Source organism: Actinomadura sp. NTSP31 (assembly GCF_041951385.1).
Taxonomy (GTDB): Bacteria; Actinomycetota; Actinomycetes; order Streptosporangiales; family Streptosporangiaceae; genus Spirillospora; species Spirillospora napierensis.
The window spans coordinates 111,228-126,615 of the sequence record NZ_JBGNUT010000011.1 but is presented as its reverse complement, the minus strand read 5'-3'; the positions used below and the strand labels follow the sequence as shown (position 1 = coordinate 126,615).

16 protein-coding genes are annotated in these 15,388 nt (G+C 73.9%); 14 read left to right on the top strand and 2 right to left on the bottom strand.

Annotation, left to right across the window (positions count from 1 at the left end; genetic code table 11):
• Positions 1-43 precede the first annotated feature (43 nt).
• Both ACA514_RS20285 and ACA514_RS20280 read right to left on the bottom strand, forming a co-directional pair.
• On the bottom strand, positions 44-1,825 hold the full coding sequence (locus ACA514_RS20285; RefSeq protein ID WP_375042745.1) for an ABC transporter ATP-binding protein: 1,782 nt from the start codon (positions 1,823-1,825) through the stop codon (positions 44-46).
• Positions 1,822-3,615, bottom strand: a complete 1,794-nt coding sequence (locus ACA514_RS20280; RefSeq protein WP_375042744.1) for an ABC transporter ATP-binding protein — start codon at positions 3,613-3,615, stop codon at positions 1,822-1,824. The genes ACA514_RS20285 and ACA514_RS20280 overlap by 4 nt, the downstream gene beginning before the upstream one ends.
• A 190-nt stretch (positions 3,616-3,805) precedes the next feature.
• Here ACA514_RS20280 and ACA514_RS20275 point away from each other — a divergent pair, with 190 nt between their 5' ends.
• The 14 genes from ACA514_RS20275 (at position 3,806) to ACA514_RS20210 (ending at position 15,291) form a co-directional block, all read left to right on the top strand.
• On the top strand, positions 3,806-4,486 hold the full coding sequence (locus tag ACA514_RS20275) for a TIGR03085 family metal-binding protein (RefSeq protein ID WP_375042743.1): 681 nt from the start codon (positions 3,806-3,808) through the stop codon (positions 4,484-4,486).
• Between the two features lie 253 nt (positions 4,487-4,739).
• Entirely contained in the window at positions 4,740-4,946 is a 207-nt protein-coding gene (locus ACA514_RS20270; protein ID WP_018657218.1) for a cold-shock protein, read from the top strand.
• Between the two features lie 123 nt (positions 4,947-5,069).
• Positions 5,070-5,453: a phosphoribosyl-AMP cyclohydrolase gene (gene hisI, locus ACA514_RS20265; protein ID WP_375042742.1), complete on the top strand. Its 384-nt coding sequence runs from the start codon at positions 5,070-5,072 to the stop codon at positions 5,451-5,453.
• Positions 5,450-6,163 carry a Trp biosynthesis-associated membrane protein gene (locus ACA514_RS20260; RefSeq protein WP_375042741.1) on the top strand — a complete coding sequence of 238 codons (714 nt, stop codon included), beginning with the start codon at positions 5,450-5,452 and terminating at the stop codon, positions 6,161-6,163. The genes hisI and ACA514_RS20260 overlap by 4 nt, the downstream gene beginning before the upstream one ends.
• A complete protein-coding gene (locus tag ACA514_RS20255; protein WP_375042740.1) occupies positions 6,160-6,819 on the top strand; it encodes a response regulator transcription factor in 660 nt (219 codons plus the stop codon). The genes ACA514_RS20260 and ACA514_RS20255 overlap by 4 nt, the downstream gene beginning before the upstream one ends.
• A gap of 46 nt (positions 6,820-6,865) precedes the next feature.
• Entirely contained in the window at positions 6,866-7,327 is a 462-nt protein-coding gene (locus ACA514_RS20250; RefSeq protein ID WP_375042739.1) for a DUF2752 domain-containing protein, read from the top strand.
• Positions 7,328-7,460: 133 nt separating this feature from the next.
• Positions 7,461-8,267, top strand: a complete 807-nt coding sequence (gene trpC, locus ACA514_RS20245) for an indole-3-glycerol phosphate synthase TrpC (RefSeq protein WP_375042738.1) — start codon at positions 7,461-7,463, stop codon at positions 8,265-8,267.
• A gap of 134 nt (positions 8,268-8,401) precedes the next feature.
• The gene (gene trpB, locus ACA514_RS20240) at positions 8,402-9,634 is read left to right on the top strand and encodes a tryptophan synthase subunit beta (RefSeq protein WP_375042737.1); all 1,233 of its coding nucleotides are present in this window, start codon (positions 8,402-8,404) and stop codon (positions 9,632-9,634) included.
• Positions 9,631-10,443, top strand: a complete 813-nt coding sequence (trpA, locus tag ACA514_RS20235) for a tryptophan synthase subunit alpha (RefSeq protein ID WP_375042736.1) — start codon at positions 9,631-9,633, stop codon at positions 10,441-10,443. The genes trpB and trpA overlap by 4 nt, the downstream gene beginning before the upstream one ends.
• 209 nt (positions 10,444-10,652) lie before the next feature.
• The gene (locus ACA514_RS20230) at positions 10,653-11,141 is read left to right on the top strand and encodes a vitamin K epoxide reductase family protein (protein WP_375042735.1); all 489 of its coding nucleotides are present in this window, start codon (positions 10,653-10,655) and stop codon (positions 11,139-11,141) included.
• 57 nt (positions 11,142-11,198) lie between these two features.
• Entirely contained in the window at positions 11,199-11,981 is a 783-nt protein-coding gene (locus tag ACA514_RS20225) for a DsbA family protein (RefSeq protein ID WP_375042734.1), read from the top strand.
• A gap of 168 nt (positions 11,982-12,149) precedes the next feature.
• Positions 12,150-12,950 carry a DsbA family protein gene (locus tag ACA514_RS20220; protein WP_375042733.1) on the top strand — a complete coding sequence of 267 codons (801 nt, stop codon included), beginning with the start codon at positions 12,150-12,152 and terminating at the stop codon, positions 12,948-12,950.
• Positions 12,951-13,091: 141 nt separating this feature from the next.
• Positions 13,092-14,543 (top strand): prolipoprotein diacylglyceryl transferase, encoded by a 1,452-nt coding sequence (lgt, locus tag ACA514_RS20215; protein WP_375042732.1) that lies wholly within the window; start codon positions 13,092-13,094, stop codon positions 14,541-14,543.
• Positions 14,544-14,553: 10 nt separating this feature from the next.
• Complete coding sequence (locus tag ACA514_RS20210) at positions 14,554-15,291, top strand: VIT1/CCC1 transporter family protein (protein ID WP_375042731.1); 738 nt, start codon at positions 14,554-14,556, stop codon at positions 15,289-15,291.
• The last annotated feature ends 97 nt before the right edge of the window (positions 15,292-15,388 follow it).

The following is a 15,388-nucleotide window of genomic DNA, read 5'->3' as shown; positions in this document are numbered from 1 at the left end:
AGAATGCGCACCCGACCAGATAACGGGCAAGTGCTTTTGGTGTCTAGATGCTCCTCTGGGCGATCCAGGAGGCGTGCAGGTCGGCGTAGACGCCCGGCCGGGCGACGAGCTCGGCGTGCGGGCCGCGCTGCACGACCCGGCCCGCCTCGAAGACGATCACCTCGTCGGCGGCCTCGGCGGTGGACATGCGGTGCGCGATGGAGATCGCGGTGCGGCCGCGGGTCACCCCGTCCAGGGCGCGCTGGATCCGGACCTCGGTGGCCGGGTCGACCGCGGACGTCGCCTCGTCGAGCACGAGCAGGTCGGGGTCGGCGATGTAGGCGCGGGCCAGCGCGACCAGCTGCCGCTCGCCCGCCGACAGCGACTCGCCGCGCTGCCCGACGGGGGTGTCCAGGCCCTGGGGCAGGCCCTCCAGCCAGTCGGCGAGGCCCAGCTCCGCGACGGCCCGGGCGAGATCGTCACCGGTGGCGTCCGGACGGCCGTAGCGGATGTTGTCGGCGAGGGAGGCGTCGAAGAGGAAGCCGTCCTGCGGCACCATGACGATCCGCTCGCGCAGCGAGGAGAACCGCACCCGGTCCAGCGGCACGCCGTCGACCAGCACCCGCCCGGACACCGGGTCCATGAGGCGGGTGAGCAGCTTGGCGAACGTCGTCTTGCCCGACCCCGTCTGCCCGACGATCGCGACGCGGCTGCGCGGCGCGATCTCCACGTTCACGTCGTGCAGGACGGGCGGGCCGCCCGGGTAGGCGAACCCGACGGACTCGAACCGCACCTCGATCGGTCCGCGCGGCAGGGCCGCGCCGTCCGCGCCGGGGTCGGCGACGTCCGGGACGGTGTCGAGGACGCCCAGCACGCGGCGCCACCCGGCGATCGCGTTCTGCGCGTCGTTGAGCACCTCCGTCGCCGTCTGCATCGGGCTGACGAACAGGGTGACCAGGAACAGGAACGCCACCAGCTCGCCGGCGGTCAGGTGCCCGCCGATGCCGAGCAGCGTGCCCGCGACGACGACGCCGCCGGTCGCGATCGCGGCGACCAGCTCGCTCACCGGGAACGTGAGCGCGACCATCGCCTGCGCGCGGGTCTGGGTGCTGCGGAAGGCCTCGACCGTCTCGTCGACGCGGCGCCCGGTGCGCTCCTCGGAGGCGTACGCGCGGATGACCGCCGCGCCCACCACCGACTCGCTCACCGCGGCCAGCAGGTCGCCCATCCGCTCCCGCACCTGCATGTACCGGGCGGACACGAGCCGCTGGAAGCGGCGCAGCGCGAACGCCAGCGGCAGGAACGCCGCCCACACCAGCAGCGCCAGCTGCCACGAGTAGACGAGCATCAGCACGCTCGCGACGAGCAGCTGCCCGATCGACACGATGAACATCAGCCCGCCGGACTGCATGAAGGTGCTGATCTGGTCGACGTCCGACGTCACCCGCGACACCAGCGAGCCGCGCCGCTCGCCGCTCTGCGTCAGCATCGACAGGTCGTGGACGTGCCGGAACGCCTGGACGCGCAGCCCCGCCAGCCCGCCCTCGGACGTCTTGTACAGCCGGACGTTCATCGCGTACGCGCACAGCGCCGTCAGCAGCACCGCCACCGCGCACAGCAGCACCGCCGAGCGGATGAAGCCGATGTCGGGGCCGCCGGCGCGGTCCAGGCCCTTGTCCATGGTCTGCTGGACGGCGATCGGCACCACCACCCGGCCCGCCGTGGACAGCAGCGCCAGCACCAGCGTGCCCGCCAGCCCGGCCCGGAACTCGGGGCTGAGCCGCAGGCCGCGGCGCAGCGTCCGCAGCCCGCCCTCGGTCGCCGAGGTCTCGTCGATGACCGTCATGCCAGGGCCTCCTCGCCGCCGTCGAGCGCTTCCTGATCCGCTTCCGCCCGCTCGTAGGCGTTGACGAGGTCGCGGTACCCCTGGGACGTCTCCAGCAGCTCCGTGTGCGTGCCCTGCCCGGTGACGCGGCCGTGGTCGAGGTAGACGACCTCGTCGGCCAGCGAGATGGTGGCCTTGCGGTAGGCGACGACCACGACGGTCGCGCCGCCCCCGTCGCCTTCCGCCGCCTGCGCCTCCCGCAGGCTCTCCAGGATGCGCGCCTCCACCTGCGGGTCGACACTGGACGTCGCGTCGTCCAGCACGAGCAGCCGGGGCCGCCGCACCAGCGCCCGGGCCAGCGCGAGGCGCTGCCGCTGCCCGCCCGACAGCGACGCGCCCCGCTCGCCCACCTTCGTGTCGAGCCCGCCGGCGAGCGCCGCGACGAACCCGTCCGCCTGCGCGAGCCGCAGCGCCTCCCAGACGCGCTCGTCGGGGACGTCCAGGCCGAGTGTCACGTTCCCGCGGACGGTGTCGTCGAACAGGAACGTCTGCTGCGGGACGAGCGCGGCCGTTTCGGCGACGCCGCCGCGGCGGACGTCCCGCAGGTCCACCCCGTCCAGCAGGACCGACCCGCCGGCCGGGTCGACCAGCCGCACCAGCAGCGAGGTGAGCGTGGACTTGCCGGACCCGGTGGGGCCGACCAGCGCGACCGTCCGGCCGGGGGAGGCGGTGAACGACACGTCGTGCAGCACCTCGCGGTCGCCGTCGGCGCCCGGGTAGGAGAACCGGACGTCGCGGACCTCCAGCGCGGCGGCCTTGTCCTCGCCGAGCGCCGCGTCCCCGAACGGCAGCGACCCCGACGCGTCCAGCACGCCGCGGACCCGCTCCCAGCCGACGGCGCTGCGCGGCACCTCCGCCAGCACCCAGCCGAGCGCCCGGATCGGCCACGACAGCAACGTGAACAGGTACGCCACGTGCACCAGGTCGCCGGCCGTCATCGCGCCGGACTCCAGCCGCAGCGACCCGATCAGCAGGACGGCCAGCACGCCGAGGTTCGGCAGCACCTCCAGCACCGGGTCGAACAGGCCGCGGATCCGGCCGACCGCGATGTTGGCGTCGCGCAGCTCGTGCGCCCGCTCCCGGAACCGCTCGGTCTCCGACCCCTCGCGGCCGAGGGTCTTGACGACCAGCCCGCCCTCGAAGCTCTCGTGCGCGACCTCGCTGACCTCGGCGCGCAGCTGCTGCGCGCGGGTCGCCACCGGCGCGAGCCGGCGCTGGTACACCACGTTGATCAGCGCGATCACCGGGAAGATCAGGAAGCCGACGCCGGCGACCGCGACATCGGTGAGCAGGATCGACACCGCCGCGATCAGCAGCATGAACACCACGCCGACCGCCATCGGCAGCGGCGCGATCGGCGCCCACACCGCCTCCACGTCGGCGTTGGCGTTCGACAGCAGCTGCCCGGTCGGGTGCCGGTGGTGCCAGGCCAGCGGCAGCCGCAGGTACTGCCGGGTCACCGCCCGCCGGTAGGCGGCCTGCATCCGGTACTGCATCAGGCCCGCGTAGAAGCGGCGGCCCGCGACGCCGAGCGCCTTCAGCAGCGCGACGCCGACGATCGCCGCCGCCGCGCCCGACAGGGCCCCCGCCGTGGTGCGCCCGTCCCGGAACGCCGGGAGGACGACGGTCTGCGTCGTCCAGCCGAGCACCTGGGCGGTCCCCACGGTCATCGCGGCGTACACCGCGCTGGCGACCACCGACACGGTGAACACCCGCGGTTCGGCGCGGACGGCGACCCACAGCACCCTCATCCCCTCCCGGAGGACATGGGGGCTGACGCGTCTGGACGCAGGCGGCACGGCGACTCCTCGATCACGGCACGGCGACCCGCGACGTCGCCCCCTGCGTGTGGGGTTGTGGGGGTTCGCGGGCCTGAATAGTCCCTACCATGCGGCCCGGACGCTTATTCCCGAGCGGCCCGCGGCGGCCTACGATCATCCAATGAGCACGCCCGAGGACGACCCCGTCCGGCGCGAGCGCGGCCTGCTGGCCGGCGCCCTGGCCGCGGCGGGGCCCGACGCGCCCACCCGGTGCGGCGGCTGGGACGCCCGCGACCTGGCCGCGCACCTCGTCGTCCGGGAGGGGCGGCCGGACGCCGGGCCCGGAATACTGCTGCCCCCGCTGGCCTTCTACACCGAGCGCGTCCGGCGGCGCACCGCGCGGGCCGTGCCGTTCGAGCGGCTGGTGGAACGGTTTCGGCAGGGTCCGCCGAAGTTGTCGCCGTACGCGCTTCCCGGTGTGGACAAAATCGCGAACGGCGTCGAGTTCTTTGTTCACCATGAGGACGTCCGCCGGGCCGGGCCGGACTGGGAGCCCAGGGACCTGTCCGGTGAACTCGAGGAACTTCTCTGGCGACGCATAAAAATTGCCCGCTTTGTCCTAAGGAAAGTTCACGTCGAGGTAACGCTGGTGCGTCCCGACGGACGCGGCGCCCGGGTGTCCGGCGGCGGCCGCGCCCGGGGCGGCGGCGGGCCGGGCGGCGGCCCCGGGCCCGTGCGGGTGCACGGCCCGGTCGGCGAACTCGTCCTGTGGGCGCTCGGCCGCACGGACGTCGCGCGCGTCCGCCTGACCGGGCCCACGGACTCTGTCAAGACCCTGACCGAGACCGGTTGGAGTCTTTAACGGGCAGGTAACGGCAGGGTTCGCCGAGAGGAGAAACGCGGGCCTTCCCGCTCCTGCGTTTTACGCGGAACCGGTGATACGGTGGGGCCGTCGGTTGCAGTCGTGGTTCTCGATCGTTTGTCCAGACGCCCGCGGACTGATGGCAGCGGGCGTTTTGGCTTTTCCGGGACCGTACCGGTGGGCGAGAGCGTTCCGCAGCGACCGCGCCGGGCCCGCGAGGTGTGGGCCCGTGTTTTGCCGCAAGGAGAAAGACATGCCCCAGCAGGGCACCGTGAAGTGGTTCAACGCCGAGAAGGGCTTCGGCTTCATCGCCGTGGACGGCGGAGGGCCGGACGTCTTCGTGCACTACTCGGCGATCCAGTCCTCCGGGTACCGCACGCTGGACGAGAACCAGCGCGTCCAGTTCGAGGTGACGCAGGGTAACCGGGGTCCCCAGGCCGACCAGGTCGTCCCCCTGTAACACCCGCAGTCGTACGTCTGGGCCCGTCTCCTCTCTCCCGGGGAAGGCGGGCCCTTTCGTGTCCCGCCGCCCCGCGCCGGGGGCCGTCGCGGGTACCGGGGACCACCCGGCACAATGGACGCCATGTCCGTTCCCTCGTCCGACCTGGACCCCAAGATCGCCGAACGGCTGAAGCGCGACGCCGCCGGCCTGGTGCCCGCGATCGCCCAGCAGTACGACACCGGCGAGGTGCTCATGCTCGGCTGGATGGACGACGAGGCCCTGCACCGCACCCTCACCACCGGCCGCTGCACCTACTGGTCGCGCAGCCGGCGGGAGTACTGGGTGAAGGGCGAGACCTCCGGCCACCAGCAATGGGTGAAGTCCGTCGCCCTCGACTGCGACGCCGACGCCATCCTGGTCAAGGTGGACCAGGTCGGCGCCGCCTGCCACACCGGCGACCGCACCTGCTGGGACGCCGACGTGCTCGACGCCGTGGTCGGGGAACGCCCTGACGCCCGGTCATGACCCCCGGGCGTGAGCGCGGCCTCACCGCGCTGCTGTGCGCCGCCGGCGCGGGCCTGGTCCTGCTCGCCGGGAACCCCACCTGGGCGACGGTCCGGGCCGAGGACGCCATCACCCCGTTCTCCCAGCACCTGACCGGCCACGACCTCGGCGGCACCGCGACCGCCCTCGGCTGGGCGGGCCTCGCCGGGCTCGCCGCCCTGTTCGCCACCCGGGGCCGCGTCCGGTCCGGCGTCGGCGTCCTCATCGCCCTGTTCGGCGCCGGCGTCGTCTACGCCTCGGCCGCGGCCGTCCAGCGCGCCCACGTGCTGTCGGTGGCCGGGGACAAGACCGCCCTGCTGAAGATCGGCGCGCACCCCTCCCTGTCGGTGAACCTGTGGTGGATGGCCTCGGTGACCGGCGGCGTCCTGCTCGTCGCCGGCGGCCTCATCGCCGCGGTCCGCGGCGCCCGCTGGCCCGGCATGTCCGCCCGCTACGAGCGGACCGGCACCACCGCGCCCCGCCCCGCCGCCCGCAAGACCGGCGCGGCCGGCGCCCAGGCGGAGGACCCGTCCGCCCTGTGGAAGTCCCTCGACCGCGGCGAGGACCCGACCGCCCCGGACGAGCCCGCGCAGGATTCGACCGCCCCGGACGAGCCCGCCGAGCGCCCGGCGCAGGACCCGGCCGCGCGCGGGGAGGCCGGCCCCGCCGCGCACCGGAACGGCCGCCCGTGACCGCCGACGGCCTGGTCCTGGTCGCCGAGCACGACCCCGCCGTCGCCGAACTCCAGCGCCGCTACCTCGCCCGCGAAGGCTACGACGTGCGGATCGAGGCCGACCCCGGGCGCGCGCCCGCCGCCGCCGAGCGAGCCCGTCCCGACGTCGTCGTCCTCGACCTGTCCACCAGCGCGCTGCCCGCCGAGCTGTACCGGCGCGTCGCCGAGGCGGCCCGCCCCGCGCCGGTCGTGGCCGTCACCGGGCCCCTCGACCCCGCGGTCTCCCGCGCCCTCGGCGAGCACCGGGTGGACCGCCCCTTCGGCCCCCGCGTGCTGGTGGCCGCCGTCGCCGACGCGCTGCGCCGCCGCGGTCCCCTCCCGGCACCCGGCCCCCTGCGCGCCGGCCCCGTCGCCGTCGATCCGCACGACCGCAGCGCCGCCGTCGGCGACCGCCGCGTCGCCCTCACCGTCACCGAGTTCGACCTCCTCGAGTTCCTGATGGCCAACCCCGGCCGCGTCTTCACCCGCGAGCAGCTCCTCGACGCCGCCTGGGGCCCCGGCGCCGGCGCCGGCAGCCGCACCGTCGACGTCCACGTCGCCCAGCTCCGCGCCAAACTCGGCCACGACAACCCCATCCGCACCGTCCGCGGCGTCGGATATGTGCTCGACGCGTGATTTTTTCGCAGGGACGTCCCGCGGGCCGGCGCTTAGGGTGGGTGGGGTGAGCCGAGCCGACCTGCCAGCGCATCCGGGGGCCGCGTCGCCTCGTCCGGCGGGGCGCGGGGGAGTGGTGCGGGCGCTGATGCCGCAGGGTGCCCTGCTGGCCGTGGCGGCGGCGGGGGCGGTGCTGGTCGCGTTCGACGACCCGAACCAGCCGGGCCACTACCCGACCTGCCCGTTCCTGGCCATGACCGGCTGCTACTGCCCCGGCTGCGGCGCCACCCGGCTGGTCAACGCGCTCACGCACGGTCACGTCGGCGCCGCGTTCGGGTTCAACCCGCTGGTCTTCCTGCTGCTGCCCGTCTTCGGCTACCTCTACGTCCGCTGGACGGTGCTCGGCGTGCAGGGGCGGCCGATGCGGTCCGCGCTGTTCCGGCCGGTGGCGGTGTACTCCTTCCTCGCTGTGGTGATCGTCTACTGGATCGTGCGGAACCTGCCGTTCGCGCACGCCCTGGCGCCCTGACCCGCGGACGGCGCCGCCGGACGCGGGAGCGCCGTGCCCGCCCGGGATCCCGGACCCCTCCCGGATGCGAGGACCGTCGGTGGGGGCGGCTACGATCGGTGCACGGATCGACCGAAAATAGGGGGCCTGCCACTTGAGCGTCTTGGACGAGATCATCGACGGCGTCCGGGCCGATCTCGCCGACCGGCAGCGGGAGGTCCCGCTCGGCGCGCTGAAGGACAAGGCGGCGGCCGCCGCCGCCCCCCGCGACGCGCTCGCCGCGCTGCGCGGGCCGGGCGTCTCGGTCATCGCCGAGGTCAAGCGCAGCAGCCCGTCCAAGGGCGCGCTCGCCGCGATCGCCGACCCCGCCGCGCTCGCCCGCGACTACGAGGCCGGCGGCGCCAAGGTGATCAGCGTGCTGACCGAGCGGCGCCGCTTCGGCGGCAGCCTGCAGGACCTCGCGGACGTGCGCGCCAACGTCGGCGTGTCCGTCCTGCGCAAGGACTTCATCGTCACCTCCTACCAGCTGTGGGAGGCGCGCGCGCACGGCGCCGACATGGCCCTGCTGATCGTCGCCGCGCTGGAGCAGGACGCGCTGGTGTCGCTGGTCGAGCGCGCCGAGTCGATCGGGCTGCTGCCGCTGGTCGAGGTGCACACCGAGGAGGAGGCCGCCCGCGCGGTGGACGCGGGCGCCAAGGTCATCGGGGTGAACGCGCGCGACCTGCGCACCCTGCAGGTCGACCGGGGGGTGTTCGCACGGGTCGTCCCCGCGATCCCGAAGGACGTCGTGAAGATCGCCGAGTCGGGGGTGCGGGGCCCGCACGACCTGCTCGCCTACGCCTCCAGCGGCGCGGACGCGGTGCTGGTCGGGGAGAGCCTGGTGATCGGCCGCGACCCGCGGTCCGCCGTCGCCGACCTGGTCGCGGCGGGCGCGCACCCGGCGCTGCGGCAGAGCGGCTGACGGGCCGCGGCGGAGGATCGATAGGCTGTGTCCATGCCCGCAGAGCCGCTGCACGAGCGATGGCGGGGCCTCGCCGCATCTCCCTGAGACTGTCCGACGCAGGCCCCTTCACGCATGACAGGACGCGTTTTCCCATGACCATCGACAGTGCGGCGCGCGCTGCCGCCGTCCCCGACGCCACCGGCCACTTCGGGCCCTTCGGCGGGCGGTTCGCCCCCGAGGCGCTGATGGCGGCGCTGGACGAGCTGACCCGCGAGTTCGAGACCGCCAAGGACGACCCCGCGTTCACCGCGGAGCTCGACGACCTGCTCGCGAACTACGCGGGCCGGCCGAGCCTGCTGACCGAGGCGAAGCGGTTCGGCGCGCAGGCGGGCGGCGCCCGCGTGCTGCTGAAGCGCGAGGACCTCAACCACACCGGCTCCCACAAGATCAACAACGTGCTCGGCCAGGCCCTGCTCACCCGGCGGATGGGCAAGACCCGGGTGATCGCCGAGACCGGCGCCGGGCAGCACGGCGTCGCGACCGCCACGGCCGCGGCGCTGCTCGGCCTGGAGTGCACCGTCTACATGGGCGAGGTCGACACCGAGCGGCAGGCCCTCAACGTCGCGCGGATGCGGATGCTCGGCGCCGAGGTCGTCCCGGTGCGCACCGGCAGCCGCACCCTCAAGGACGCCTGCAACGAGGCGTTCCGCGACTGGGTCGCCAGCGTCGAGAACACCCACTACTGCATCGGCTCGGTGATGGGCCCGCACCCGTTCCCGATGATGGTCCGCGACTTTCAGCGGATCATCGGCGTGGAGGCGCGGCGGCAGTGCCTCGAGCTGACCGGCGCGCTGCCGGACGCGGTCGTCGCCTGCGTCGGCGGCGGCTCCAACGCCATCGGCATGTTCCACGCCTTCGTCCCGGACGGGTCCGTCCGGCTCTACGGGTTCGAGGCGGGCGGCGACGGCGTCGCGTCCGGCAGGCACGCCGCGACGCTCGTCGGCGGCTCGCTCGGCGTCATCCACGGCATGCGCACCTACCTGCTGCAGGACGACGACGGCCAGACCCTGGAGACCCACTCGATCTCCGCGGGCCTGGACTACCCCGGCGTCGGCCCGGAGCACTCGTGGCTGCGCGACTCCGGCCGCGCCGAGTACCGCGAGATCACCGACGCCGAGGCGATGGACGCGTTCTCGCTGCTGTGCCGCACCGAGGGCATCATCCCGGCGATCGAGTCCGCGCACGCGCTGGCCGGCGCGCTCAAGGTCGGCAGGGAACTGGGCCCGGACGCCACGATCGTGGTGTGCCTGTCCGGGCGCGGCGACAAGGACATGCACACGGCCGCCTCCTTCTTCGGCCTGATGCCCGAGGGAGACCCGCAGTGACCGTCAAGGACGCCTACGACAAGGCCAGGGCGGAGAACCGCGCCGCGCTCGTCGGCTACCTGCCCGCCGGGTTCCCCACCTTCGACGGCGCGATCGAGGCCGCGAAGACCATGGTCGACGCCGGCTGCGACGTCATCGAGATCGGGCTGCCCTACACCGACCCGATGATGGACGGCCCCACCATCCAGGACGCCGTCCACCGCGCGCTCGTCGGCGGCGTCCGCGTCGCCGACGTGTTCCGCACCGTCGAGGCCGTCGCCGCCACCGGCGTCCCGACCCTGGTCATGACGTACTGGAACCCCGTCGACCGGCACGGTGTCGGCGCGTTCGCCCGCGACCTCGCGGCCGCCGGCGGCGCCGGGCTGATCACCCCCGACCTCACGCCCGAGGAGGGCGGCGAGTGGCTGGAGGCCGCCGACGAGCACGGCCTCGACCGGGTGTTCCTGGTCGCGCTCAGCTCCACCGACGAGCGCATCGAGGCCGTCACCGGGGCCTGCCGGGGGTTCGTGTACGCGGCGTCGCTGATGGGCGTCACCGGCGCCCGCACCGCCGTCGACACCGGCGCGCCGCGCCTGGTCGAGCGCACCCGGGAGATCATCGGCCGGTCCGGCCGGGAGCTGCCGGTCGGGCTCGGGCTCGGGGTCGGCAACGGCGCGCAGGCCGCCGAGGTCGCCGGCTTCGCCGACGGGGTGATCGTCGGCTCGGCGTTCATCCGCCGGCTGCTGGACGCCCCGGACCTCGCCACCGGCCTCGCCGGCGTCCGCGCCCTCACCGCGGAACTGGCCGAGGGCGTCCGCAAGGGCCGCTGAAAGCGCCGCCGGCGAGGACCGCAGGCCCCGCCGGCGCGGCACCGCCCGGAAAAGGATCATCGACGTCCGCGGAAACGGCGCGCCGTTTCCGCGGACGTTCTTCCGCGTTCCGGGAACTCGGCGTCACCCCCGTCCGGTTCATGCATGTGACGGCCTCCCGCTCCCGTAAGGTGTTTTCGCCGACGGAGGCCGTTCCGGAAGGATCCACGATGACGCAAGAGATGACGGCGCGGGAACGCGCGGCCGCGGCGGCGCCCGTCCCGGCCGCGTGGTACCAGGCCCTGGCCTGGCTGCTGACGCTCGCCGGGCTCGGCATCTCGATCTACCTGACGATCAGCCACTACGACGAGGGCGCGCTGGTGTGCTCGGCCACCAGCACGGTCGACTGCCACGCGGTCACGACCAGCGAGTACTCCACGCTGGCCGGCATCCCGATGCCGCTGTTCGGGCTGGCGTTCTTCGTCGGGTTCGGCGCGCTGATCACGCCGTGGGCGCTGCGCTCGCCGTGGCCGCCGCTGCGCTGGGGGCGGCTGGCGGCGGTCTCGGTCGGCGTGCTGTTCGTCGTCTACCTGGTGACGGTGGAGCTGGCGGTGCTGCACAAGATCTGCCTGTGGTGCAGCGGGGTCCACGCCATCACTATCCTGCTCTTCGTCCTCGTTCTGTTCGACGAATTCCGGCGGGCCGGTCAGGCCGACTGAGTCCGCCGGGTCCCGCGCCGCAGGCAGTACGCGCGGCCCCCATCCATAGGAGTACCCATGAGCAAGGCCGCACGAGAGCGGTCCGCGAGAGAGCGCCTGGCCGCCGAGCGGCGGCGGCAGGCGGCGCGGGCCAAGCAGCGGCGGCTGCTGTCCATCGTCATCGGGTCGGTGGTCGCGGTGGCGGTGATCGTGGTGGCGACCGTCCTCGTCATCGACCAGAAGAACAAGAACGGGCATGCCGAGGCGCACAAGGGCGCGCTCGCGCCGCTCAGCCGGCAGGCCGACGGGTCGATCCTGATGGCCAAGGCGGGCGTGACCAAGCCCGAGCTGGAGATCTTCGAGGACTTCCAGTGCCCGATCTGCAAGCAGTTCGAGTCGTCCACCGGCTCGACCGTGCAGCAGCTCGCCGCGGCGGGCAAGGTCAAGGTCGTCTACCGGCCGTTCCACCTGTTCGGGCAGCAGAAGGACCCCGTCAAGACCAACTCGCTGCGGTCGGCCGAGGCGGCGCTGTGCGTCCCCGCGGACAAGTGGATCTCCTACCACGACGCGCTGTTCAAGTTCCAGCCGGCCGAGGGCGAGAAGGGCTTCTCGCCCGACGACCTGGTCAAGTGGGGCAAGGACGTCGGCGTCACCGACCCGAACTTCGAGAAGTGCGTGCGGGACGAGCAGAAGAAGTCCACCGTGGACTCGATGACCAACTACGCCCTGCAGACCCGCGGCGTCGACGGCACGCCGACGGTGTTCCTGGACGGCAAGAAGCTCGACAGCAGCCAGTTCATGGACGCCTCCGCGCTGAAGGTCAGCATCGACGCGGCCGCCGCCCTGTCCGGCAAGAAGTGACGCCCGGCTCCGACTGATCGAGGAGGCGGCGGCCCGTCGTCGACGGGCCGCCGCCCTGCCCGCCGGACTTCCGCCGGCCTCCCCGCGCCGCCTCACCGCGCCGGACGCCCGACCCCACTACGCTCTGATGTGCTCGGGCAACAGACCGTCACGGCCGATGGGGGATCGATGAGCAAGGCCGACAGGGAGCGCTCCGCGCGGGAGCGGCTCGCGGACGAGCGGAGGCGGGCCGCGGGGGCCCAGCGGCGCAGGCGGCTGCTGGTGGTCGTCCTCGGCGCCGTGGCGGCGGTGGCCGTCGTGGTCGTCATCGTCGTGGTCGTGGTGGGCCGCGGCGGGGGCGGCGGCTCGAAGGTCGACGACTACACCGGCCCGATCGCGCCCGCCACCCGGCAGCAGGACGGCTCGGTCGCCATGGCGAACTCCGGCGTCACCGCGCCCGTCCTGGACGTCTTCGAGGATTTCCAGTGCCCCGCCTGCAAGGCCATGGAGGCCCGGATCGGCGGCACCATGAAGAAGCTCGCCGCCGAGGGCAGGGTCAAGGTCGTGTACCGGCCGTTCCAGCTGTTCCAGCAGGACCCGCTGATGTCGAACTCGCGGCGCGCCGCCAACGCCGCCGCCTGCATGCCGGCCGACCACTGGGTGAAGTACCACGACAAGCTGTACGCCGAGCAGCCCCCCGAAGGGGACAAGGGCTTCTCCAACGCCGACCTGATCAAGTGGGCGGCGCGGCTCGGCGTCACCGCCCCCTCGTTCACCGGGTGCGTGAACGGCGGGCAGAAGCTGGGCCAGGTCGACCAGGCCACCGCCTACGCCGGCAAGGCCGGGGTCACCGCCACCCCGTACCTCGCGCTGAACGGTGGGCAGCTCGGCAACGACGCCCTGAGCTCCCCGGACGGCCTGGAGAAGGCCGTCGCCAAGGCGGGCTCCGGCACCCCGCGGTCGGCGGGAAGGCGCCCGTCGCAGGGCTGAGCGGCATCCGCCCGAGACGGTGCGGGACGCCCCGCGCGGCGTCCCGCACGGTCTCGTACCGGTGTCCGTAGCGCAGCGATCGGCTGTCGGTCGCGCGGACGTTTCCGTCCCATGCCGCCGGAGGCGGTAACGTCAACGGTCATGCACCCGGTCGCCTTCATTCCGAGCCCGTCCCAGGGCGTCTGGCACCTCGGACCCATTCCGCTCCGTGCCTACGCGATCATGATCATTCTCGGCATCGTCGTCGCGGTCTGGGTCGGCGAGCGACGCTGGACGGCCAAGGGCGGCAGCCCCGGCACGATCATCGACGTGGCCGTGTGGGCGGTGCCGTTCGGCCTGGTCGGCGGGCGCCTGTACCACGTGATCACCGACGCGCAGCGGTACTTCGGCAGCGACGGCGACCCGGTCCGCGCCCTGGAGATCTGGAAGGGCGGCCTCGGCATCTGGGGCGCCATCGCGCTCGGCGCGGTCGGCGCCTACATCGGCTGCCGCCGGCGCGGCCTCTCGATCCTCGCGCTCGCCGACGCGTGCGCGCCCGGGATCGTCCTCGCGCAGGCGGTCGGCCGCTGGGGCAACTACTGGAACCAGGAGCTGTACGGCAGGCCGCTGCACACCTTCTGGGCGCTGAAGATCGACCCGAGCCACCGCCCGACGCTCGGCGACGGCCCCGCCCTGAACCCGAAGTACGAGAACATCGCGACCTACCACCCGACGTTCCTGTACGAGTCGCTGTGGTGCATCGGCGTGGCGATCCTGATCGTCTGGGCGGAGCGCCGCTACAAGCTCACCCACGGCCGCGCGTTCGCGCTCTACGTCGCCGCCTACACCGTGGGACGCGGCTGGATCGAGGCGCTGCGCATCGACGACGCGCACCACTTCCTCGGCCTGCGGCTGAACGACTACACCTCGATCGTCCTGTTCCTGGGCGCCGTCGGCTACCTGTACCTCGCGCGGAACAAGACCGGCCCCGAGGCCGTCGTCGGGCATGCTCCCGGGGCCTCCGCGCCGGCCGGTGACGCCGCCGCCCCTGCCGTCGCCGACGAGACCGGCGACGCGGAACCGGCTTCCGGGAAGGACACGAAGGCCGGCGAGCCGGATGGTGACTCCGAGGCCGACGACGCCGCGTCCGACAAGCCCGCTGCCGCCGACGACGAGACCGGCCATGACGAGGCCGACCAGGACGACGCGGAGCAGGACGAGCCGGAGCAGGTGAAGGCCGAGGCCGACGAGCCCGAGCAGGACGCGTCCGGGCAGGACGAGGACGCGGGCGAGGACGCGGCGGCCCCCGAGCCGGCCGAGGCCGCGGAGGCTGCGGAGCCCGCCGTGGACGAGCCCGCGGAGGTGTCCGGGAAGCCGGAACCCGAGCCGCCCGCCGAGACGGCGGAGGAGCCCGCTGAGCGCCCGGACGGCGCGCCCGCCGCGGAACCGGCCGCCGAGAGCCCGGAGCCCGCCGCGGAGCCCGAGCCCGAGCCCGAGCCCGAGCACGTGGCGGAGCCCGAGCCGGCGGCCGCGGGCGTGCACGATGAGCCGGACGGTGCCGCCGACTCCGCCGAGCGGGTGGGGAAGGGTGAGCCCGTCAAGGACGGGAAGTAGGAACGGCACGATGTCCGGTTCGGGGGAGATGACCGGGGAGAAGTCCGGCCAGGCGCCGGAGCTGCACCACCAGCACCGCGACGTCAGCGGGGGCTGGCTGCGGCCCGCGGTGTTCGGCGCGATGGACGGGCTGGTCTCCAACTTCGCGCTGATCGCGGGGATCGCGGGCGGCCGGCAGGACCCGAAGGTGGTGCTGCTGGCGGGCCTGGCGGGGCTGGCGGCGGGCGCGTTCTCGATGGCGGCGGGGGAGTACATCTCGGTCGCCTCGCAGTCGGAGCTGGCGCTGGCGGAGATCGAGGTCGAGCGGCTGGAGCTGGCCCGCCACCCGGCGGCCGAGCAGCGCGAGCTCGCCGCGGTCTTCGAGGCGCGCGGGGTCGACGCGGAGACGGCCGCCGAGGTGGCGCGGCAGCTGTCGCGCGACCCCGAGGAGGCCCTGGAGGTGCACTCCAAGGAGGAGCTCGGGGTGTCCCCGCGGGACCTGCCGTCCCCGCTGCTGGCGGCGGGCTCGTCGTTCCTGTCCTTCGCGGTCGGGGCGCTGCTGCCGGTGCTGCCGTACCTGCTGGGCGCGTCGACGCTGTGGCCGGCGGCCGCGGTGGCGGCGCTGGGCCTGTTCGCGGCCGGGGCCCTGGTATCGCGGGTGACGACGCGGGCGTGGTGGTACGGCGGTGCGCGCCAGCTGCTGTTCGGTGCGGCGGCGGCCGGGATCACCTACGGCGTCGGCGCGCTCATCGGCACCACCGGGCTGTGAGCGCCGGCGGCGGCCGGTCGCCGGCCCGCCGCCGCAGGTCGCACAACAAATGCGGATGAATCGCCCTTTTGGGCGCGGCGGGTGCGGCGGGACCGCT

Excerpts from the sequence above, each read along its gene's own strand:
- ACA514_RS20285 (WP_375042745.1), bottom strand. The coding sequence starts at position 1,825 with ATGACGGTCATCGACGAGACCTCGGCGACCGAGGGCGGGCTGCGGACG.
- ACA514_RS20280 (WP_375042744.1), bottom strand. The coding sequence starts at position 3,615 with ATGAGGGTGCTGTGGGTCGCCGTCCGCGCCGAACCGCGGGTGTTCACC.
- ACA514_RS20275 (WP_375042743.1), top strand. The coding sequence starts at position 3,806 with ATGAGCACGCCCGAGGACGACCCCGTCCGGCGCGAGCGCGGCCTGCTG.
- ACA514_RS20270 (WP_018657218.1), top strand. The coding sequence starts at position 4,740 with ATGCCCCAGCAGGGCACCGTGAAGTGGTTCAACGCCGAGAAGGGCTTC.
- hisI (WP_375042742.1), top strand. The coding sequence starts at position 5,070 with ATGTCCGTTCCCTCGTCCGACCTGGACCCCAAGATCGCCGAACGGCTG.
- ACA514_RS20260 (WP_375042741.1), top strand. The coding sequence starts at position 5,450 with ATGACCCCCGGGCGTGAGCGCGGCCTCACCGCGCTGCTGTGCGCCGCC.
- trpB (WP_375042737.1), top strand. The coding sequence starts at position 8,402 with ATGACCATCGACAGTGCGGCGCGCGCTGCCGCCGTCCCCGACGCCACC.
- ACA514_RS20230 (WP_375042735.1), top strand. The coding sequence starts at position 10,653 with ATGACGCAAGAGATGACGGCGCGGGAACGCGCGGCCGCGGCGGCGCCC.
- ACA514_RS20225 (WP_375042734.1), top strand. The coding sequence starts at position 11,199 with ATGAGCAAGGCCGCACGAGAGCGGTCCGCGAGAGAGCGCCTGGCCGCC.
- ACA514_RS20220 (WP_375042733.1), top strand. The coding sequence starts at position 12,150 with ATGAGCAAGGCCGACAGGGAGCGCTCCGCGCGGGAGCGGCTCGCGGAC.
- lgt (WP_375042732.1), top strand. The coding sequence starts at position 13,092 with ATGCACCCGGTCGCCTTCATTCCGAGCCCGTCCCAGGGCGTCTGGCAC.
- ACA514_RS20210 (WP_375042731.1), top strand. The coding sequence starts at position 14,554 with ATGTCCGGTTCGGGGGAGATGACCGGGGAGAAGTCCGGCCAGGCGCCG.